Below are 21,660 nucleotides of genomic sequence, written 5' to 3'. Positions count from 1 at the left end.
GTTCAGTAGTGAGGCCGATCTCACAATCATGTTACTGTGAAAATCTAAACAGAAAACGGCGATCGAATATTAGTAACTGTGAAAAGCTACTCGCATAAAGTTTAAACGCTTCAGTAAAAAGTTAAAACTGCATCATGCAGTCATTTTCATGCGTGTAATTTAGGTTTAAGAGTGATAATGGCTTATTTAATGGGTGAAATAAAAGTAACCCAATAGTAAAAGATAAATTTTTAGCTGAAAAAGTAAATTTAATAGCACAGTTTTATTTGTTAAATTATAGTAGGTGTCAAGTTTAGGTTTGACGCCCACTTCCTGTAGACCTCGCCCTTATCACTAATTAACTGGTGTAAGCGCAGCAGATTGTGTTCAGTGAGTGACAAGGGCACGTATGCGAGCTGACTTACTAGGTATCTATCTTTAAGCTCATATTTGCCCACGCAGGCTCTATTTAAGAGCGAATCAATGTCGTTTTCGGTGAATATCCGCTTTAACATTTTTGTAATTGCATAACCTGAGTATCTGGTAATGCAATATAGATTACACTATCACCGCGCAATAATAAGGCAATTCAGGCAGTGAGCTAGGGTCATATTGGAATTGTGCAAGGGTATAATCATCTATTTATTTGCATTAAATGCACAACGGGCGTATTTTTATTACTCAATGGATTAACAACAATAAGGAAAAATTATGAATCAATGTTATAGCTCCGGTGATTTTAATAAATACTTCAATGAAAATATGAAACAACTAGGTCTCCCTGTGCCCTCCACTCTATTTGATACTTATCAAACAGCGGTAGCTACCGCTGCAACAATGACTGGAACGCTAGCGTCTTTAGGGAGCGGTGCTACAGTTGCAGAAATGATTGGCGCGACAGTAGCTTTAGAAAAGCTAGCGGTAGCCGCCACTTTAAGCGCTTCATTTTATACGGGTGCAATCATAGGGAGCATAGCAGTTGCCAGCGGGCGCTCGCTCGGCTGTGGTTCGCGTATATCTGACTTATTTGTTTTTATGCGCCAAAATAATTTAGATTTTGAGGGCGCACCTATTTTTTATGCTAAAAACCCTCAAATACTGGATAGTAAAAATCTTTCAAGAGGAGTCTTTGGTGCGCGAGCAAAGATCTCACCCTCAAACTTTGGGTATGTTTAATATGCTTAAGAATCTTATGTTTTTAATCGCGTGCATAGCGATAGCTGTATTGTCATTAGTGATATTTCAAAACTTAGGTAAATATACCTTTTTGGTTATGCTAGTAATTATAGTCGCGCTTCTCATATCAAAAATAAAGAAACCAAAGTTTTCTAATAAAAAGTGAATGATATAGATAAAGCCGCGTAATCGCGGCTTTTATTATATGCCGTATTGTTCAGCATACTTAGTAACAATCCCTTTGTTTTCATCAAGCGGTAAGCCTTCTTCATTTGCTTGCAATACCAGTTCTTTAAATGCTGGTGGTGCAAGCGTGAAAAACTTACCCGACCTGTATTCATCAAAAAATAAATAAGACACCCAATCTAAATTTTGCATTATGGCACAGTTTTATTTGTTAAATTAGAGTGGCTGTCAAGTTTTGGGCTTAGTCAAGTTTAGGGCTTAAGATGATGCCAAAAAATTATTTAGTTGGTCACCTATGAATACTCCGGTATTTGTTGATATGGCTTAGGAGTTATAACCTATGAAAGTACTAATTTATCTAACTCTAGGAGCCCTCTTTGGCGGAACTGTTGGGTATTTATATGCAACTAGCATATCTAACGATCGCAATGAAGATATAATCAAAAGGGAAATAACCTTACTCAATAAGTACTCTAACATTCCTTCCTGTGAGGATTTAAGAGGAAATAATGATAGTCTTACTCAAAATTTTGAAGATGGTGATCACATATTATGGTCTTATATAAGCAAGGAAAATTTGCTTAAGAAGGTAGTCATTTCATCAGACTTTGTTGTTGCATATGAAGCGGTTGAAAAAATATGCGAATAAAGTGGTTTCGCTTATAACAACACGCCCTGAGGTGGACAGCAAGCGCTAAAGTTCACTTTCCACCGCAAATTTTAACAGCGGTGAACCCTTACTTTTCAATGCAGTTAAGTAAGTTGATTCATCGTAGGGCGTATGTGTTTTCCAGCACCTAAATAGGATTCGTATCCACTTGTGCAACAAAAATAGGGTCGCGTCTTGCCTTTTTGCCACTTTCTTTTTGAATGTTCGCTTATGGCTGTATTTTCATGAAATTGGCTTTTTAAAGTCTGTATTTAATAATTTTATACCATTATAAGCTTCAATATTATGCCAAGTTACACTTGACTTGTGTCGTTGTAGCTCAGTGAAATCGAATGTGGCTTTGCCAAGTTATGCTTCAAACAACAATAATGGTTCAAGAGGGGGGTGTACCAGAAAACTGATTAATTTAGAATAAAAGCCATTTTTAAAAATGGCTTTTATTGGTTGGAGGTTATCGTTGTGTAAGTTGTTGGTTTATTTCTTCAAATATACTGGCATCGTCTATGGTTGAAGGTATTTGTAATTCTTCGCCATCGACTAGTTGACGTAGGTTTTTACGTAAAATTTTACCTGAACGAGTTTTTGGCAACCTATCGACACTAACGATATTTTTTAAGCATGCAATAGCGCCTATTTGATTGCGAACGGCAGCCACAAGCGCTTGTTCTACTTCTTTGGTTGAACCTACAAAATCATTTTTAAGTACAATCATACCCATAGGCAGTTGGCCTTTTAGAGGATCGTTTATACCAAAAACAGCACATTCTGCAACGGCGGGGTGTGCGGCGACTATTTCTTCCATTTCGCCAGTTGAGAGTCTATGCCCTGCTACATTTATGACGTCATCGGTGCGGCCCATAATAAATAAGTAGTCGTCTTCATCAATATAACCGCCATCACCAGATAAGTAATAACCCTCGTATTCACTTAGGTAGCTTGCTTTAAAGCGGGGTGTATCTTGCCAAATTGTTGGAAGGCAACCAGGTGGAAGCGGTAGTTTAATTACTACAGCGCCTTGTTCGTTGGCAGCACATTCGTTGCCATCCATATCTAATATACGAACATCAAATCCAGGCGTAGGAACGGTTGAGCTGCCCGATTTAGTTGTTAGGTATTCAATACCAACTGGGTTACAAGCTATAGCCCAACCGGTTTCTGTTTGCCACCAATGATCGAGCACCGGCAGTTTGGTTTTTTCTTTAAGCCATTCGTAGGTAGGCGGATCGAGTCGCTCGCCAGCTAAAAACAAACGCTTTAAGCTAGAAGTATTATATTGTTTAAAACCATCAGCATTGGGATCTTCTTTTTTGATTGCTCTAAATGCGGTGGGCGCGCTAAATAATGCACTGACTTTATACTCTTCAACCACGCGCCAAAAAGCGCTGGCATCAGGTGTACGTACAGGCTTTCCTTCATACAATACAGTCGCGCAGCGGTACATTAATGGGGCGTATACAATATAAGAATGCCCAACGACCCAGCCAATATCAGATGCTGCCCAAAATACGTCGCCAGGCTCCATATCGTATACGGTTTTCATACTGTAGTTCATTGCAACGGCATGGCCGCCATTTTCTCGTACAACGCCTTTTGGTGTGCCCGTCGTACCTGATGTGTATAAAATGTAAAGTGGATCATTGCCATTTACCGGTACGGGATCGGTGGCAACAGCCGTTTGCATTGCGGTGTTCCAATCAATATCGCGATCATTTATGAGTGTTGCTATTGCTTGTTTACGCTGATAAATAATGCAGTGTTCTACTTTGTGTGTGGCGAGTTCTATTGCGTTATCTATTAGTGGCTTGTATTCAATAATGCTGCACACTTCAACACCACAAGAGGCGCTCAGTATAAGCTTGGGTTTTGCATCATCAATGCGTACAGCCAATTCGTGCGCAGCAAACCCGCCAAATACGACAGAGTGGATGGCCCCTAAGCGCGCGCACGCCAACATGCCAATAACGGCTTGTGGGATCATAGGCATATAAATAACGACTCGATCGCCTTTTGTAACGCCTAGTGATTGCATTACGCCTGCAAATTTAGCCACTTCTTGTTGTAATTGTGAGTAGCTAAAAGTTTGCTTGGTATGGGTTACAGGGGAGTCGTAAATCAGTGCGGTTTGATCGCCAAATCCTGCGACAACATGTTGATCAAGAGCTAAAAAGCAGGTATTTAGTTGGCCGTCACTAAACCAATGATAAAGTCCATCTTCATCTTGTGTGTACGCTTTTTTTGGTATTTTATACCAAGGTATTTTTTTACTTTGTTCAAGCCAAAATTGCGCCGGATTTTGTTTAAATGCATTATATTGCTGTTGATATTCGCCTGACATAGTAGGCTCCTAAACTAAATGTGTGAGAGACCTTATAAAAGGTAGGCTTTTTTTAGCAAGCAAGCTATTCGACCTTGGTCGGCTAAAAGTTAATCAATACACTGGTTTTAAAAATACCAAATTGACAATACAAAGCGTGTGGTTCAGCATGGCGGGCAGTAAAAATAAGAGAAAACACGATATGAGTAACGTAGTAAGAGTAGGTGTGGCGGTTATAATAAAGCGCCAAAACACAATTTTATTAGGTGAGCGTATTGGCGCGCATGGTGCAAATACATGGGCGACCCCAGGCGGGCATTTAGAGTTTGGCGAAAGCGTTGAGCAATGCGCAATACGTGAAGTGCTTGAAGAAACAGGCTTGAATGTAAGTAAAATTACCAAGCTTGATTTCACTAACGATATTTTTAGCACTGAGAATAAACATTATATTACGCTCTATGTAAAAGCTGACTATGAAGGCGGTGAGGCTTTGCTTAAAGAGCCTAGTAAATGTTTGCAATGGCGTTGGTGCGATATTAATAATTTACCAACGCCACTGTTTACATCACTCGAAAATTACTTAACCTGAACTCTGAGCAACAAATTTACGCGTCAATAGCGTGCCTATTACAAGTAAATTTAACGCAGTTAGCGTTGAAAATAGCGCTTCGAGATAGATTTATTATCCAAAGCTCAAGTTACTTAGGGCACATCGCTTACTGCTTAGTTACTTAGCTAAATTTCACTCTTGTAACGCCATTTTGATTTTCTTATTACGTATTTTTTCTAAGCGCTTTCGTTGAGATTTTTTTATATGCTTAGTGATCCATTTTGTCATTTTTGGCATGAGTTCTGGTACAAAATTATGGCCCATACCACGGACAATTTTTAGTTTTGATTTTTTAATGAGCTTAGCCATTTTCCTTGCTTCTGCTGCGGGGAAAACGATATCGGCGCTACCGTGAATAATTAGCGTAGGCGCTTTTACTTTTCTTATTAAATGATCTCGGTTTTTACTTGCAGTGATAGCTATAAGTTGGCGTTTATAGCCACTTTGATTATAAGAACGATCAACTGTTTTAATTGCATGCTCTCGTAGTAGTTTTTCACTTTGAGGGTAGGCTGGACTACCAATAAGTTGATTCAGTTTTATATTGTAGTTAATAGCAGCATCACGACAGGGGACTTTGGTTTTAAATTTAGAAAGCTTTAAAAATACATTTAAATTTTTCGCTGTAGGTCTTGGACTTGAGCTGCACGACATAATTAAGGTTAAACTAAGTACTCTTTTTTTATTTTTTACCGCCATAAGTTGAGCGATCATGCCGCCCATTGATGCCCCGACTAAGTGTGCTTTTTTGATTTTTAGTTCAGCCATTAATGCCAGTACATCTTCAGCCATATCATCAAGTAAATAAGGTACGTTTGAGCGTATTGGTAAATGTTTGCTTAACCATGTTTTAAACAGGCTAGGGGCTGGGTGCTGATCTAAATGAGTCGATAAACCGGTATCGCGATTATCAAACCTAATAACTCTAAACCCATTGTTGACTAAACCATAGTACAGAGCGTCGGGCCAAGTAATCATTTGTGCCCCTAACCCCATGATTAAAATAATTGAAGGTGCCGATTTATCACCTTCATCTTGGTAGTTTAGTACGACCCCTGTTTTAACTTTAATCGTGCGCATAGTAAAAAGAGCATTGTTAAATGTTAACTTTAGTATAAGTAAGGTTTGTTACGGTTAAATATAGAGAAATAATTACTATTCATTTAATCATTCATACCATTTCTATATTTTTAGTAATCCTAAAGCATTTAATTTTGTTGTATGTTTGATATAAAAGTAGATAAAAATATTCATATCAATACAATAATGTTTTTATGTTTAGTAGATGTTATTGGGGTATCAGTTGTTGAAATTAAAAGGGATTAAATCTACTTTTGTTAGTTCTATGGCCGTGATGGGATTGTTTTCTGTACTAATTTATTTTCAAGCTCAGTGGCAAGATAAGCTAACAATAGTAAATTATCTTGTGTACCCGCTACTAATTATTACGGCTATTTTTGCTACTCAATTTAACCGCAGCAGGGTTGCATTATTATGTTTGTTCTGGGGGTTATTTTTACTAACAGAAAATTATCCATTAGCTTGGTCAAAGTGGGTATCAACTAATCCCCAATGGCTGCTTTTATGCGGCACTAGTTTATTACTATTATTGGCGCTAATGAAAGATAGAGCTATTTTTTCAGTACATAGCATAACGCGTATTCTACTTGTTATTGGATGCGCACTTATAACATTTGGATGGTTAAAGCTTAGTGAAAATGTAGAAAGCTTTTTTCCTAAAACAGCACTATGGAATCAAATTATCCCCTATATTCCTGTCGCATTCCCATTAACCATAATCGGGGCTTTACTGTTTTGGCGAAGCCTAAGTGTAAATAATTTAACGTTAACAGCGTTACTAGTGACATTTACTATTTGGTGTTTAAATCAATTGGATTTAATAACATTACCTTGGTCGCTAGTCATTGTGGCACTGTCTTCGCTTTATTTACTTGCGGTGAGTACTGATTCTTATTACTTAGCGTATAGAGATGATTTAACCAGCTTGCCTACACGTCGTGCTTTAAATCAACTTGCTTTATCGTTAGGTCGAAATTACACCGTTGCAATGCTAGATATTGATCACTTTAAAAAATTCAATGACACGTATGGACATGACATTGGCGATCAAGTGTTGAAACTTGTTGCAGCTAAGATGACGGGCGTAAAGGGAGGCGGAAAAGTTTATCGTTATGGCGGCGAAGAGTTTACCGTGGTATTTCCAAGAAAAACGGCCGAACACTCAATCCCTGAATTAGAGGTACTGCGCGAAAGTATTGCAACATATGGCATGGTGATTCGAAACCCAAAAAGAACAGATAAAAACTCTAGAAAAGCAAAAAAATCGAATGATTATAAAACCGTACATGTAACGGTTTCGATTGGTGTAGCGCAAAGAGAGCCAAAACAAAGTTTTGATCAAGCGTTAAAAAATGCCGATTTAGCTTTATACCGCGCCAAGAAAAAAGGGCGTAATAACGTGAGTAAATAAGCCTTATTTTTTGTTTATTGAGGGCTTTCGCTACTGTTTTTAAAATAGCTTTTGGGGCTGCAATTAAACCAGCGTTTAAATGCGCGGTTAAACGAACTCTGATCTTTAAAACCTAATGTGAGAGCTAGATCTGTTAACGATAATTTACCTATCCACAGTGTTACACGTCTTTTTCGTTCTTGCTCAAGTAAGATTAAAAACGAGGTGTGCTCTTGCTTTAACTTTCGCTGCAATGTTCTGGGCGTAATATTAAGTGCATTTGCAGTACGTATTAATGTGCACTCTTGTAAATCGATTTTGGCCATAAGTAAATGGATAATTTTTTCGCTTAAATGTTGCTGGCTTTTAAAGCTCGAAAGTTGCTGTTCTGAAACCTGTTTAAGTGCAAAATTGATAGATGCGTTATCGGTTTTAAATGGCAGTGCTAAATAACTACTCGGAAAGGTGATCTGGTTGTATTTAGTACCTGTTTGTATTGTACAGCCAAACCATTTTATTAATGTTGCTTTTTGTTCTTGCGGCCAGTTGAAGGTAAAGCTTACGGAGCTTGGCGATAATCCTGAGTTTATTAATTGACGTATAACACTTACCCATGCTGTCATATTTCGTAAAACGACATGAGTGTTGCAGTTAGAATGAGGTAACCAGCGGATCACAGCCGTACCATCTTGTTGTTTAAATTGTGCTTTGCCTATATCAGCCACTAAACTGTCGTAGTTTAAAAGAGCTTGAATTGCGCTTGCTAAGTTATCACTCGATTCTATTAAATAGCCTAAAATACCAAAATCAGCAGTTCGAATATGCTGTCCGAGTTTAAAGCCAAATAAAGGTTCATTAAGCGTTTGTTGTGCGTAATCAAGTAGCGTGTTGTAACTGACTAAAGTTATGCGTGAAGCGAGTTGATGAGCATTTTTATTGCTGTATTCGTTAAAGTTTATGGCATCTAAAACGGTCTGGCTATCCAGCCCTTGATTCTGTAAATAATCAAGAACACTTGAAAAATAATGATCGGCAAGAGTGTTCATTTGTCGCCTAAAGCTAAAAAATAGTCGCGTATTAGCAAGTTTGCCATGTAATATTTTTATATGCTAGAGCAATTCCTAAATAGTCACTGTGTAAAAATGATATTTATAAATATAAGACAAAAAATTGCAGCCACACCAGAGATGGTAAAAAGTACCTTACTTGATCACGCGCAGTTACATCGTTTTTTTAATGCTAAATTTTTACTTATTAAGTCGCAAAATAGTGGGGAAGTGACTGGGGGGAAGGGCGCTATAAGGCAAATACAGATGTCTGGTCTTGTGTTTAAAGAGCAAATTATAAGTGCCGATGATAACCACATAAGCTATCAAATAATAGGTAATAAGCCAGTGGCAAAGCATCAAGGTGATATCTATTTTTCTGCAGCTGAGGATGAAGTAACCCCGGTTACAGCCATTACTTACTGCATACAATGCGCTGCACCTTGGTGGCTACCTAGTTTTATACTTAAGTTTTTTATTGAAAAAGACATAGTCAGTGCCCTTAAAAAGTTAAATAGCCACTTTAAGGAGCAAACTATATGAGCATTGAAATCATTTTATTGGCTTTAAGCCCCATCTTTTTGGCGTTTGTTTGTTATGAATTTATTAAATTTAGACGCTACTATAATATTAAAGACAGTTTAGCTAATGCGGTACTGGCATTGATGCATCAAGGCGCCGATGCTATTGCACTACTTATACTAATGCCTTTTTTTTACTGGCTTTACGAGTATCGTTTATTTGATATAGAGCTTTTTGTAGTCAATGTATTATTTGCTTTTTTACTGCAAGATTTTTTGTATTACTGGTTCCACAAAGCATCTCATCACATTCATTGGCTTTGGGCCGCGCACGTTGTACATCATAGCTCCACTAAAATGAATTTTTCTACCGCATTTAGGCAAAGTTTAATGTACCCAATTGCAGGAATGTGGGTATTTTGGTTACCCATGATATTACTTGGCTATGATCCCATTACCGTGTTTACCGTGGTAGCGCTTAATTTGGCATATCAGTTTTTTGTGCACACCCAAGTTGTAGGTAAGCTTGGCTGGTTTGAAAAAGTATTTAACACGCCTTCACATCATCGAGTTCATCATTCTATTAACGCAGGCTATTTAGATAAAAACTTTGCAGGGGTGCTAATCATCTGGGATAAGTTGTTTGGCACTTATGCGGTTGAAGAGCCAAGTAAACCTTGTAAGTACGGTATTGTAGGGCAGCTAAACAGCGACAATCCATTTAAAATAACGTTTCACCAATGGGCATATTTAATTAAAAGTACCTACAGAGCAAAAGGTGTGAAAGCAAAGTTAAATGTATTGTTTGGCTATCCAACAAGCGCTATAAAGCATAAGTGAGTTATTGTGTTTTTTTGCTTCGGGGCGCGCCAAGTGTAATGCAAATATGGCAAATACATACCGACAAAAAAGCACTTATACCTAGCGCACCGCCGTATCCATCTAGCCGTGGAATTAGGTATTCAAACAATATTGAAAAAATAATGGCAGAGCTGGTTATTGTATATATTCCAAAGCGATGGGGGGCGCTCATACCTATAAACGTCCCGCCAAAAAATATAATACTATAAAGTGCAGGATTGAAGTTAAATGCGCTAAAAATTAGGTAGGCAATAATAGACAGTGAAGCGGAAGCTCTTATTGCATCAAAGCGATTATGTTTAGCTAAAAAAAAAGTTAAAAATGCGCCTAGTAATGTTATTAATGGATATTCAAGGCTCATAACGCAATTCCTTTAGCTAACACAAATATTGCAACACTTGCAAAAGCAACACTGCCGAGCTTACCGCCAAAACCAGTAAATAGGTTCATGGTAAGTACGTACAAGCTCGCGCCTATAATCGAAATAATAGTAATTTCCCAATAGCTGGTAATTAAATTAGTCGAGCACATGCCTGCAAAGCTGCCCGCATAAATAGCGGCATACGGATGATTTTTAACGCTTTTAGGAAAAGGGATAAACGAGCCAATAAGCCCAGTTAACGCCGCCGATATAACTAATGGCACATTAAACGTTGTATGCATCACAAAGCAAGATACAAAGCCCATAAAAAAAGTGATGAATTTTAAAGATAAAAATTTAATCATAGTGTGCGTATTTTAAAGTAAGTCTTTTAGGTTTTACAGCACTGCCTGCAAATAACATAGTATAAGCAAGGTAATAAGGGGGTTTATTAAAGTATTAAATATGCTCAATTGTTTCGCTGTTAATGTTCTATAAATTACAATTTATGTATAATGCGCGAAATTTAGTATATTAAAAGAGTTAACCAAGGGTAATTTATGTCTAACTGCTTACATCTAGCTATCCCAGCTGGCGATTTAAAAGTGACTACAGCGTTTTATTGTGACGTACTTGGTTGTAAAACCGGTAATAGTGAAGAGGGTCGATGGGTTGATATTGACTTTTGGGGTAATGAATTAACACTACATCAAAGTGCTGAACGCCTACCAACGGTTCGTCACGACGTAGATATGGGCGCCGTAGCGGTTCCTCATTTTGGTATTCATTTATCTGAAAGCGACTTTAACGATTTAAAAGCACGAATTGAACACGCTGGAGTTGAATATTTAGATAAACCTTACCGTCGTTTTATTGGTGATGAGTTTGAGCAAGAAACATTTTTTATCGAAGATCCAAATGGTAACGTACTTGAAATGAAAACCATGGTAAATCCAGAGGTTTTATTTAAAAAAGTGTAGTTTGCACTTGTGCTATTTAAAGCCATTTTTATAGTGGCTTTTTTATGGGCTAGCTATGTAGCTGAGTGACTACCTCACTAGGGGTTTTATTAAAATGGCGTTTAAATTCGCGGCTAAATTGCGATGCACTGGTGTAGCCTACTTTTAACGCGGCTTCATTGGCTTTGCTGCCGCTGGTTATAATGAGTTCCTTTGCTTTAGCTAAACGTACTTTTTTTAAATACTGCAATGGTGACTCAAAAGTGACTTGTTTAAAGGCGCGATGAAACGACGACACACTCATGTTTACATCTTCTGCTAAACCCTCAACAGTTATCTGGTTGGCATAACTGCTGTGCATGGTCGAAAGTGTTCGAGCGATACGAGCATAATGCCCATCATGCATCGCAAGGCCTATTAAAGTATGCCCTTGCGGGCCGCAAAGTACCCGATATACCAATTCTTTTACGATATCTTCGCCAAAAACTTCGGCCTCAAGCGGATTATTTAAAACCGTTAATAGCCTATGAGTTACGAGTTCCATTGTGGTATCTAAGGTGGCTGACTGCACGGCTCCAATTTGTATCGATGGTGAAGATGTAGCAAGCGGTTTATGTTGCATCATTTGATTGACGAGTTTGTGCAGCATTGCTGGGTTTATATCTATAGCAATGCCCATAACGGGCAGGTCGTTATCGGTAAATGCTTCACACTCTAATGGCACCGGTACACCAAGCACTAAATAATCGCCTTCTCCGTATCGTATTTGATGATCAGGAAAGTGAATCACTTTATGACCTTGCCCAACAATAATGATGCCTGAGTTATATATAAGCGGCTGACGCGGTGAACTTTTAGTTGCTCGATGAAAATATACCCCAGGAATAATAGTTTCCATAGTGCCTTCAAAGCCGAGTAAAAGGTTATGCTCGGCGTATTGCTGCAACATGTTGGCTATCGTGGGCATTTAAAGCATCTTTATTTGTGTGTATTTTGCGTAAAATAACAATGTTGATAGTTTTAGGCAAGCTTTAGCGAGTTATTGGGCTTTTTTTATGTGTGTTATGCCATTAATATGCAGTCATCGATACTTTATTAGGTAACTAAGTAAAGTACTCAGTAATAAACCGTCACCAGGAGCAAATAATGAAATTTAGCTACGTAAACCCAACACTAATCCAGTTTGGCCAACAACAAATTGCCGCATTAACAGACTTGATCGCAAAAGATCAAAAAGTACTTGTAGTATACGGAGGCGGTTCGATTAAAAAGAACGGCGTGTACGACCAAGTTGCTGCAGCACTCAAAGATTTTGATTGGGTAGAGTTTTCGGGCGTTGGTGCTAACCCAACAATTGAAGTACTAGACCAAGCGGTTAAAATCTGTAAAGAGCAAGACATCGATTTTGTACTTGGTGTCGGCGGCGGTTCAGTAATTGACGGCGTTAAATACATTGCAGCCTCTGCAGTTTACGATGGCGAAGGTTGGGATATTCCGACAGGTAAACACACTATTACCAGCGCATTACCAATTGGCGCAGTATTAACATTGCCTGCAACAGGTTCAGAATCTAACCAAAACTCAGTTGTGAGCAAAGAAGCAACGAAGCAAAAACTACCGTTTGCTTCACCAGAGGTGCTTCCTAAATTTGCTATTATGGACCCTGATGTAATGAAAACATTACCACAGCGTCAATTGGTTAATGGTTTGGTTGATGCGTGGGTTCATACCTGTGAGCAATACTTAACGTTCCCACAAAATGCATTAGTTCAGGAAGGTTACGCCGAAGCACTTTTAAGAACGCTTAAAACACTGGGCGATAACTTTGAAAACCAAGACGATGCATGGCGCGCCAACCTTATGTGGGCAGCAAATCAAGCACTTAATGGCTTAATTGGTTCTGGCGTATCGCAAGATTGGGCAACGCACATGATTGGCCACGAGCTTACCGCAGCATATGGCGTTGACCATGCGCGTTCTCTTGCTATTGTTCAACCTTCTTTGCTACGCAACCAATTTGTAGTTAAAAAAGCAAAGCTTGAGCAAATGGGTAAAAACGTATTTTGTCTTGAGCAATCTGACGACTTAGCAGAGAAAACAATTGCAGCAATTGAAGCGTTTTACCACAGCCTTGATGTAGCTACTGTGCTTACTGAACATGGCGATGATAAAGCCGCTGCTATTGACAATATTATTGGCAAACTTGAAGCCCACGGCATGATTGCCCTTGGTGAAAACCAAGCTATTACGCTAAAAGAAAGCCGTGAAATTTTAGAGCAAGCAGTTGTTTAACATTTAAATTATTAAAAACCACCGACGTTTTATTGTCGGTGGTTTTTGTAGTTCACAAAATGTTATTTATCTATTGTATATACCTAAACACCTCAAGGTGTAAGTTTCAGTTGGTGTAAAAGCGATGTAGGCAAGGCATTGATTGCAAATAATAGCTGTTCTATTTTTAAAATCAATAACGCAGTATATATCGCTTTAAGCCAACCATTTTGGCGCTCCACAGGCATTCACTCTCTGCGTTGCGACTGCTTAAAAGAAGTTGCCCTTGTTACAAAGTATCGCCTTGATATTAAGCGCCTGTGAAACGCTGAATTTTGCATCTTGAGGTGGTTTGGGTATAGATAATATAAGAGATCATTTTAATTTGTTAAAAGCGCTTTATTGTAGTTTGTGAGTAATATACTATGTGGCTTCAATTGGTTAGATATTTTACAGTAACCCTTAGTGGCAGGAACAGCATAAAGCATGCGCTCAAACCGTTTTTTAACAGTGATATTATTAGTGCTTGTACACAGCTTTATTAGCTGTGATGGCGCTGCGTATCATTTGCAAGAAGACGTTGATCATGTAACCAGTTCATTATCGCAAGACGGCTCTTCAGCTGATGGCAACCAAAGCGATAAAACATCAACTACCGAAATTCATGCCCACCAACATTGCCATTGTGGCTACAACAGCACCTCTAGCCATTCAATAAGCCCAGAGCAAAGTAAAGCAACTTCGCCTGCGTGCTATAACGGGTTAAATTACCCGCCAGACGTACCGCCACCTAATTTTTATAGCTAGTTTTTAATTTTAAATACTTTGTATATACGGCCTGCGCTTATGCGTTATTTAGGTTCTGTTATATGCATATTTAGGTTACTTGATACACGTTTGGTTTTTATTTTTTAATACCAATACCGTGCTCAAGTTAACTCTGTTTGTTAAAAAACGGACACGCTATATGAATAAAAAACCAATTATGCTGGTGGCGCTAATGTGCGCGCTACCTGCTTTTAGTACTTTGGCGAATGTTAAAACATTAACCCTTAAGCAGGCGCTGAGTAATACCGAACAACAAAATCCGGTATTAAAACGCTACCCTTATCATCAAAAAATATTGAGTGCGCTTAAATCTCAAGCTGCACTTTCGCCTAATCCTGTATTAAATGTTGAAGCCGAAAATTTACTGGGCACTAACGATGCGCGTGGTATTCAAGGCGCTGAAATAACGCTCGGGCTTAGCCAACTAATAGAGCTAGGCGATAAACGCCAAAGCCGTATTAATTACGCAACCGCCAATATTAAAGCCCAAGCAATACAATATCAAAATACCCGTTTAGCCCTATTAGCAACCACTGCTGAGCGATACTACCAAGGGCTTAAATTTCAAACCTTATTAAGTTTAAATAACGAGCGTAAACAGGTCGTAACCCAAGCACTTAAAGCGATTGAGCAAAGAGCTAATGCGGGGGCAGCGTCGCAAGCTGATGTAACGCGTATGCGCTATGCACTTAGCCAAGTAGAGCTTGATAAAGCTATGCTTAACAGTGAGTTTGAGCGAGCAAGTTTATCGCTTAACGAGCTATGGAGTGAGGAGCAATCCTACGATACTTTTACTGGCAATATTAATGTCATTACTGCGCTTAAATCAGCACAAGCACTTTTAGATGCTGTTAACCAAGCTCCTGAATTTGCATTATTACAGCAGCAATATTTACAGCAAACAGCTAACTTAACACTGCAAAAAGCAAACGGACAAACCGATATTAATATAGGGGGAGGCGTGCGCTATAACCAGCAAAGCGACTCCAGCTCATTAGTGTTTTCGTTTTCTATGCCACTGCAATTAAGCAATTCAAATAGCGGCAATATTATAGCTGCTAATAACCAGCTTACACTTTTGAGTGAGCAGCAAGGGCAATTGCGTATTCAGTTACGCCAGCAAGTGCGTACCTTGTACGCTTATTATCAAGGTCGAGCTAATCAGGCAAAGCTATTATCTGATCAAATTATTCCTCAGGCACAAACATTGATTGAGCAAAGCCTAAAAAGTTATCAACGCGGACAAATCTCGGTGTTGCAACTACTTGATGCTCAACAAGCACTTTTTGATTCTAAACGCACACTTATTACCACTCACGCAGAGCTGTACCAAGTGCTACTTACTCTTGAGCGTTTAACTGGCCAATCTTTAATTGAGACTCATCAATCATGAATAAAAATATAATCGCATTACTAGTATCACTTTCGTTTGCCAGCAGCTTTGTAAGTACAGATGTATTTGCCTCTGCCGAGCATGGCGAGTCAGGTCATAAAGAAGCTGATCAACACGAGCAAAAGCAAGGCCCGCACGGCGGTTTTTTATTAACTGATCCTAAGTTAACTCTTGAACTTAAACTGCAAGAATTTGCAGGTAATGTTGAGCTGCGCATATACGGCTATAAGCAAAATAAACCAATTAATATAAACGACTTAAACATAACAATGAGTTTAAAACGCTTAGTTGAAGCGCCGCAAAACATACAGTTTACAGCTGAAGGCGACTATCTTGTTAGTACGCAATCAATTAACGAACCACATTCGTTTGCACTTACCGTTACTGCTAATTATAAAGGTGAGAGCATTAGCTATGAATACGACCAACACGAAGGCCGTACCACACTAACAGAGCGAGCTATTGAGCGCGCAGGAATTAAAACCGAGATAGCGCAAAGTGGTGAAGTGGCTATTACCGATACGCTTTTTGGCGTTATTGCACCAACGCAGCACGGTACGGTAGAAGTGATGGCGCCGTATACAGGATTGATCAGTGATATTTTTGTAAGCATTGGTCAAAACGTTAAAAAAGGCGACGTACTTGCCAGCGTAACTAACCGCGAAACACTGCAAAATTACGCCATTAAAAGCCCAATTAGCGGCGTTGTAACCGAGCAATATTTAAAGCGTGGTGAGCTTGCAAGCACCAGCGCACTGATGCAGGTAGTTAACCTTGATAAAGTATGGGTTGAGTTATCTGCTTTTCCTGAAAATATTGAAAAACTAGCCATTGGGCAAAGCGCTAAGGTGTACGACCTACATCATCATCTAAATACTCAAGGGGAAGTGTTTTTTATAGCCCCAATGATGACTGGTGGGCACATAGCGCGCGCCCGTATAGAGCTTAATAACCCAGACGGGCATTGGCGCCCAGGCATGCATATAAATAGCGATGTAAGTGTGGCTAAAATAAATGCCAGCGTGCGTGTAAAGCCACAAGCAATTCAAGAATTTAACGGTCAATCCAGTGTGTTTGTTCGTAAAAACAATGTATTTGAAGTGCGCCCCGTTACCTTAGGTGCAAAAAATAGTGAGTGGGTAGAAGTGCTTACAGGCTTAAACGTGGGTAGCGAATACGTAACAGACAATAGTTATGTCATTAAAGCGGATATTTTAAAAAGCGGCGCAAGCCACGCTCACTAGGAGGCACCATGATTAATAGGATAGTTTCTTTTGCGGTTAAACGCCGCATGCTGGTGCTTGCGCTTACATTTTTATTTGCTGGATTTGGTGTATACAACATTCAAAATTTAGCGGTAGACGCAGTACCCGATATAACTAACGTACAAGTGCAAATTAATACCAAAGCGCAGGGTTTTACGCCATTAGAGGTAGAGCAACGCATTACCTATTTGGTAGAAACCGCCATGGCGGGCATACCTAAGCTTGATTACACCCGTTCGCTTTCGCGTTATGGGCTTTCGCAAGTAACGGTTATTTTTAATGAAGGCACCGATATTTATTGGGCGCGTCAGCAAATTGGTGAGCGTATTCAAAGTATTCGCTCCGACTTACCTAATAACGTAGAGCCAAACTTGGGTCCTATTGCCAGTGGTTTAGGCGAAATATTTACTTATAGTGTGCATACCGCGCCTAATGCGTTAAAAGAAGATGGAACTGCCTACAACGCCGAAGACTTACGTACTTTGCAAGATTGGGTTATTCGCCCGCAGCTTTTAAAAGTAAAAGGCGTAACCGAAATAAACAGCCAAGGTGGTTTTGAGCGCCAATACCAAGTAGCGCCAGTGCCCGAAAAACTCATTGCCTATAAGCTTACTATTAGTGATGTAGTTAATGCACTTGAGGTTAATAACAGTAACCGAGGCGCAGGCTATATTGAGCGCTTTGACGGGCAATATTTAGTACGCTCGCCTGGGCAGCTTAAAATGTTAGAAGACATAGCCAATACCGTTATAGCTAAGCGCGACGATGCACCTGTACGCATTAAAGATGTGGCTAACGTGCTTTTAGGCAAAGAGCTTAGAACCGGCGCGGCCACTTATAACGGCGAGGAAACCGTGCTCGGCACCGCTATGATGCTAATTGGCGAAAACAGCCGCGTAGTGGCAAAAGCTATGGCTGATAAGTTAGTTGATGTGCAAAAAAGCTTACCCGCTGGCGTTATTGTTGAAGCGGTTTACGACCGTACAACTCTTGTTGATAAAACCATAGCAACCGTGCAAACCAACTTATTTGAAGGTGCCGTTTTAGTGATAGTGATTTTGCTATTACTGCTGGGTAATGTAACGGGCGCGCTTATTACAGCAATGGTTATTCCGTTGAGTATGTTGTTTGCCATTACAGGTATGGTGGGCAATCGCGTATCGGGTAACCTAATGAGCCTAGGTGCAATCGATTTTGGTTTAATTGTTGATGGCGCTGTAATTGTAGTTGAAAATTGCCTGCGCCAATTAGGTGTAGCTCAGCATAAACATGGCAGGCTACTTACCTTAAATGAGCGTTTAAATGTAGTTACCGCGGCCACCAAAGAAGTATTTACACCGGCTGTATTTGGTATTGTTATTATTATGCTGGTTTACTTACCTTTATTTGCACTGAGCGGCGTTGAAGGCAAAATGTTTCAACCAATGGCGTTTACTGTAGTTGCGGCGTTAATTGGCGCGCTTATATTTGGCGTTACCTTTGTGCCCGCTGCTATTGCAGTGTTTGTTCGCGGTAAGGTTGATGAAACCGAAAACGCAGTCATGCGCGGCGTTAAAAAAGTGTATAAGCCATTACTTGATATATCGCTTAAATTACCGTGGTTGATGGTGGGTATAGCCACTGTATTAGTATTGGTGCTTGGTTTTAAAGTTAAAAACATGGGCGCAGAATTTTTACCGAAACTTGATGAGGGCGATATTGCCATGCACGCGCTGCGCATTACTGGCACTGGTATTGAGCAATCTGTGCAAATGCAAAAAGAACTTGAACAAGCCATATTAGATCAGCCTGAGGTTGCTAACGTATTTTCAAAAATTGGTACTGCCGATGTAGCAAGCGATCCTATGCCGCCCAATGTTGCCGATACTTTTTTAATACTCAAACCGCAAGATGAGTGGCCTAATCCAGCACTTACTAAAGCAGAATTGGTTCAGCAAATTCGTACCCGTGTTAACGATGTACCAGGTAATAATTACGAATTTACACAACCAATAGAAATGCGCTTTAATGAGTTAATTGCTGGCGTGCGCGCCGATGTGGCACTGCGTATTTATGGTGACGACTTAAGCGTACTTAAAGAGTTTGGCGAAAAAGCCACAGGGCTAATGCGTAATATTGCAGGCGCTACCGATGTACGTTTGGAGCAAATGGAAGGATTGCCAACACTTTCGGTAACACCAATGCGCGACCATATGGCGTTATTGGGTTTAAGCGTAAACGATATTCAACAAACACTTGCCGCCGCTGTTGGTGGTGTGCAAACCGGGCTAATTTTTGAGGGCGATAAACGTTTTTCGTTATTAGTGCGCCTTGATAAACGTTGGTCTAGTGATGTATCTGCTCTTGCTCGTTTGCCAGTTGCTTTACCTAAAGATAGTAACCCAGAACTTGCATTTGTACCGCTTGGCGAAGTAGCGACAATCAGCATTGAAAAAGGGCCTAATCAAATAAACCGCGAAAGTGGTAAGCGCAACGTCGTGGTAACTGCCAATGTAGAGGGGCGCGATTTAGCAAGCTTTGTAAGTGATGCGCAAGCAAGCATGAATGAATCACTTAACTTACCAAGTGGCTATTGGCTTGAATACGGCGGCACGTTTGAGCAGCTACAATCGGCAAGTAAGCGATTGTCGTTGGTTGTGCCGGTCACTTTACTGCTTATATTTGGCTTACTGTATAGCGCCTTTGGATCGCTTCGTGATTCATTGATTATATTTAGTGGTGTGCCACTGGCATTAACGGGGGGTGTGCTTGCGTTATTGCTGCGCGATATGCCGCTTTCAATATCAGCAGGTGTCGGCTTTATTGCCCTAAGTGGTGTAGCGGTATTAAACGGTGTGGTTATGCTGTCGTTTATTAAGCAGTTACGAAGCGACGGCTTAAGTTTGTTTGAAGCAATTCACAGCGGCGCATTACAACGCCTGCGCCCAGTACTGATGACAGCGCTGGTGGCAAGTTTAGGCTTTATACCTATGGCGCTTAATACAGGAACGGGTTCTGAGGTGCAAAGGCCACTTGCAACGGTAGTGGTTGGCGGGATTATTTCATCAACGTTACTAACACTGTTAATTTTGCCCGCGCTTTATAAGTTAGTACATTCTAAATTTACTAAAAAAGCAGAAGCTGAATTAGCTTAAAGACTAGCTATTGATAATGTAATAAAAAAAGCAGCTGTACTTACAGCTGCTTTTTTATTTGGGTATTATTTAGCAAAAATACTACATTAATTATATTGAAACAGATTATCCCAACGCTCATCTAATATCGCTTTTGCGTGTTCTAAATTGATTGCGCTATACACATCACTAGTGCACGTTACCAAACGCATGCGTACCAGCTTTTCAAGTGCGTCGCTAATTTCAAAATCAAGATCGCACTGGTATTTGCTTTTAAACCAATGCTCTATTTTTTCATCAAGCGTTTGGGCGGTTAAGCCACTTTCTGATTTTAGTAAAAAGGTATACGCCAGCAGGGCTTCTTTTATGTCTTCTTCTTCGGCGGCGTCAATAAGCGTGTGAAAAACACCCGCGTTATTATCGAGGTTTTTAAAGTAGAGGTTATCGCTTAGGGCTTTCATAAACTTTATTTTACGGTTTTTAAACTTACTCCATTCTTTAAAAATAAAGCTGCCAAAAACCCCCATACCAATAGCAAAAGTAATAAAATGTTGTTGGGTCATTGCTACAGCTTCACTTCTAAAACCACCCCAAAAAGCAAACAAAGCAAGCAATAATACGATTGATGCGCCAAGTTTAGTTATAAGTACCACTGCGCCGCCAACTAAAGCTGATGAGCCAATAATGATTTTATCGATAGGGCGCATGCGTACTTCGCTATTAGGAAATAGCATTTCGAGATCAGCTTTTGGCACATTTTGAAATAGCTTTACTATGGTTGAACTGGGCTCAAACCCCATTGGCATTTTATTTTTAGCTGCAAAATACGCGCTGTCTTTAAAACGAATAAACACCGCTACTCGGTCGTAATTAGTAAAGTGCAGCGGCATTTTACGCAAGCCCCAAAAACTGGCAATAGTTTCAGTGAGTTGCGACTCGCCTCGGCGATAAAATACCACTTCTTCAAAGTCGTCAAACTCAACTTCAAGGCGCACCTTAAATAGTGACTCTTCATTTAATGCATCTTGTAAGTCTTCATTAGTGATCACTTCAAAATTAGCAGCATTGAGTACTTTGGCAAAATCTTTAGCAAAATCACGTTGGCACTGCGCTTTTTGATCCGCCGATACTGGCGCTAACGATCGCGTGTCACTATTGGGATCAAACGGGGCGTAGTTGTTTTTAAGTGACTCAAGTGTTGCGTGATAATCGTAATGAATAAGGCTCGCTAGTAAATCACAAAACTGTTTAAACGATGTCTGTTGTGCGCTGCTTTTAAGCTCGTCGCTACACATATCAATAATATCTTGCTTTCTAAAGGGAATAAAACGCGCACTTTGCATAAATTAATAACTACTGTGATAGGGAATCTAACTGCATGAGCACATAATAAAATATTCTTATGGATATTACTAATTTGTTAATGCAGTAGGGCGTATTGATCATTGGTGGTTGAATTTGCAGCTGTGTGTTTGGTTTTTAGGTAAGGCAGAGCCTATGTAGTGTGGTTATTCCCCATAAATAGGCGATAACGCAGCATAAATGCCAAACATGCGCTGCCCTTTGGGTTCTTTCTAGGGACGATTTACTCTTTGTTGCTCGGTTTTTACTTAGCCCACTAGGTTACAAACCTCGCG

Annotated in this window: 20 protein-coding genes and 1 pseudogene; 12 read left to right on the top strand and 9 right to left on the bottom strand. The window is 39.8% G+C overall.

Going from position 1 to position 21,660, the window contains the following annotated elements; translation table 11 throughout:
• Positions 1-690 precede the first annotated feature (690 nt).
• On the top strand, positions 691-1,155 hold the full coding sequence (locus tag CWB66_RS01985; protein ID WP_138584142.1) for a hypothetical protein: 465 nt from the start codon (positions 691-693) through the stop codon (positions 1,153-1,155).
• 201 nt (positions 1,156-1,356) lie between these two features.
• Here CWB66_RS01985 and CWB66_RS22160 read toward each other — a convergent pair whose 3' ends face one another.
• Complete coding sequence (locus tag CWB66_RS22160) at positions 1,357-1,533, bottom strand: hypothetical protein (RefSeq protein WP_171037449.1); 177 nt, start codon at positions 1,531-1,533, stop codon at positions 1,357-1,359.
• 148 nt (positions 1,534-1,681) lie between these two features.
• Between CWB66_RS22160 and CWB66_RS01980 the strand changes: the two genes are divergently transcribed.
• Entirely contained in the window at positions 1,682-1,990 is a 309-nt protein-coding gene (locus CWB66_RS01980; RefSeq protein WP_138584141.1) for a hypothetical protein, read from the top strand.
• Positions 1,991-2,035: 45 nt separating this feature from the next.
• On the opposite strand, the pseudogene CWB66_RS23165 reads toward CWB66_RS01980, so the two are convergent.
• A pseudogene (locus CWB66_RS23165) lies at positions 2,036-2,170 on the bottom strand (IS110 family transposase); the annotation flags it as partial.
• Between the two features lie 292 nt (positions 2,171-2,462).
• A complete protein-coding gene (locus CWB66_RS01975; protein ID WP_138584140.1) occupies positions 2,463-4,346 on the bottom strand; it encodes a propionyl-CoA synthetase in 1,884 nt (627 codons plus the stop codon).
• Between the two features lie 181 nt (positions 4,347-4,527).
• Here CWB66_RS01975 and CWB66_RS01970 point away from each other — a divergent pair, with 181 nt between their 5' ends.
• Positions 4,528-4,914 carry a nucleotide triphosphate diphosphatase NUDT15 gene (locus CWB66_RS01970; RefSeq protein WP_138584143.1) on the top strand — a complete coding sequence of 129 codons (387 nt, stop codon included), beginning with the start codon at positions 4,528-4,530 and terminating at the stop codon, positions 4,912-4,914.
• Between the two features lie 153 nt (positions 4,915-5,067).
• Here the strand turns inward: CWB66_RS01970 and CWB66_RS01965 are convergent, their stop codons facing one another.
• The gene (locus CWB66_RS01965; RefSeq protein ID WP_138584139.1) at positions 5,068-6,015 is read right to left on the bottom strand and encodes an alpha/beta fold hydrolase; all 948 of its coding nucleotides are present in this window, start codon (positions 6,013-6,015) and stop codon (positions 5,068-5,070) included.
• A gap of 223 nt (positions 6,016-6,238) precedes the next feature.
• Between CWB66_RS01965 and CWB66_RS01960 the strand changes: the two genes are divergently transcribed.
• Complete coding sequence (locus CWB66_RS01960) at positions 6,239-7,426, top strand: GGDEF domain-containing protein (RefSeq protein ID WP_252371702.1); 1,188 nt, start codon at positions 6,239-6,241, stop codon at positions 7,424-7,426.
• Between the two features lie 14 nt (positions 7,427-7,440).
• Here the strand turns inward: CWB66_RS01960 and CWB66_RS01955 are convergent, their stop codons facing one another.
• Positions 7,441-8,451, bottom strand: a complete 1,011-nt coding sequence (locus tag CWB66_RS01955; protein WP_077535857.1) for an AraC family transcriptional regulator — start codon at positions 8,449-8,451, stop codon at positions 7,441-7,443.
• Positions 8,452-8,547: 96 nt separating this feature from the next.
• On the opposite strand from CWB66_RS01955, the gene CWB66_RS01950 reads away from it, so the two are divergent.
• Positions 8,548-8,994 carry an SRPBCC family protein gene (locus CWB66_RS01950; protein ID WP_138584137.1) on the top strand — a complete coding sequence of 149 codons (447 nt, stop codon included), beginning with the start codon at positions 8,548-8,550 and terminating at the stop codon, positions 8,992-8,994.
• Positions 8,991-9,812, top strand: coding sequence for a sterol desaturase family protein (locus tag CWB66_RS01945; RefSeq protein ID WP_138584136.1), 822 nt, complete (start codon positions 8,991-8,993; stop codon positions 9,810-9,812). Before CWB66_RS01950 ends, CWB66_RS01945 begins: the two co-directional genes overlap by 4 nt.
• A gap of 1 nt (position 9,813) precedes the next feature.
• On the opposite strand, the gene CWB66_RS01940 is transcribed toward CWB66_RS01945, so the two are convergent.
• Positions 9,814-10,194 carry a hypothetical protein gene (locus CWB66_RS01940; RefSeq protein ID WP_077535854.1) on the bottom strand — a complete coding sequence of 127 codons (381 nt, stop codon included), beginning with the start codon at positions 10,192-10,194 and terminating at the stop codon, positions 9,814-9,816.
• Positions 10,191-10,559 carry a hypothetical protein gene (locus CWB66_RS01935; protein WP_237070494.1) on the bottom strand — a complete coding sequence of 123 codons (369 nt, stop codon included), beginning with the start codon at positions 10,557-10,559 and terminating at the stop codon, positions 10,191-10,193. The genes CWB66_RS01940 and CWB66_RS01935 overlap by 4 nt, the downstream gene beginning before the upstream one ends.
• 195 nt (positions 10,560-10,754) lie before the next feature.
• Between CWB66_RS01935 and CWB66_RS01930 the strand changes: the two genes are divergently transcribed.
• The gene (locus CWB66_RS01930; protein WP_138584135.1) at positions 10,755-11,174 is read left to right on the top strand and encodes a VOC family protein; all 420 of its coding nucleotides are present in this window, start codon (positions 10,755-10,757) and stop codon (positions 11,172-11,174) included.
• 49 nt (positions 11,175-11,223) lie between these two features.
• Here CWB66_RS01930 and CWB66_RS01925 read toward each other — a convergent pair whose 3' ends face one another.
• Positions 11,224-12,120, bottom strand: coding sequence for an AraC family transcriptional regulator (locus tag CWB66_RS01925; protein ID WP_138584134.1), 897 nt, complete (start codon positions 12,118-12,120; stop codon positions 11,224-11,226).
• Between the two features lie 179 nt (positions 12,121-12,299).
• Here CWB66_RS01925 and CWB66_RS01920 point away from each other — a divergent pair, with 179 nt between their 5' ends.
• The 5 genes from CWB66_RS01920 to CWB66_RS01900 all read left to right on the top strand — a co-directional run bounded on the left by CWB66_RS01920 (position 12,300) and on the right by CWB66_RS01900 (position 20,044).
• On the top strand, positions 12,300-13,445 hold the full coding sequence (locus tag CWB66_RS01920; protein WP_138584133.1) for an iron-containing alcohol dehydrogenase: 1,146 nt from the start codon (positions 12,300-12,302) through the stop codon (positions 13,443-13,445).
• Between the two features lie 465 nt (positions 13,446-13,910).
• Entirely contained in the window at positions 13,911-14,231 is a 321-nt protein-coding gene (locus CWB66_RS01915) for a hypothetical protein (protein WP_138584132.1), read from the top strand.
• 160 nt (positions 14,232-14,391) lie between these two features.
• Complete coding sequence (locus tag CWB66_RS01910; RefSeq protein ID WP_138584131.1) at positions 14,392-15,645, top strand: TolC family protein; 1,254 nt, start codon at positions 14,392-14,394, stop codon at positions 15,643-15,645.
• Positions 15,642-16,889 carry an efflux RND transporter periplasmic adaptor subunit gene (locus CWB66_RS01905; RefSeq protein ID WP_138584130.1) on the top strand — a complete coding sequence of 416 codons (1,248 nt, stop codon included), beginning with the start codon at positions 15,642-15,644 and terminating at the stop codon, positions 16,887-16,889. The genes CWB66_RS01910 and CWB66_RS01905 overlap by 4 nt, the downstream gene beginning before the upstream one ends.
• A gap of 8 nt (positions 16,890-16,897) precedes the next feature.
• On the top strand, positions 16,898-20,044 hold the full coding sequence (locus CWB66_RS01900) for an efflux RND transporter permease subunit (RefSeq protein WP_138584129.1): 3,147 nt from the start codon (positions 16,898-16,900) through the stop codon (positions 20,042-20,044).
• 86 nt (positions 20,045-20,130) lie between these two features.
• Here the strand turns inward: CWB66_RS01900 and CWB66_RS01895 are convergent, their stop codons facing one another.
• Complete coding sequence (locus CWB66_RS01895) at positions 20,131-21,366, bottom strand: TMEM143 family protein (protein ID WP_138584128.1); 1,236 nt, start codon at positions 21,364-21,366, stop codon at positions 20,131-20,133.
• Positions 21,367-21,660 lie beyond the last annotated feature (294 nt).

It is taken from the genome of Pseudoalteromonas sp. S558 (assembly GCF_005886635.1).
In the GTDB taxonomy this organism is placed as follows: domain Bacteria; phylum Pseudomonadota; class Gammaproteobacteria; order Enterobacterales; family Alteromonadaceae; genus Pseudoalteromonas; species Pseudoalteromonas aliena.
The sequence above is the reverse complement of the archived record's forward strand: the minus strand, read 5'-3'. Positions and strand labels throughout refer to the sequence as shown.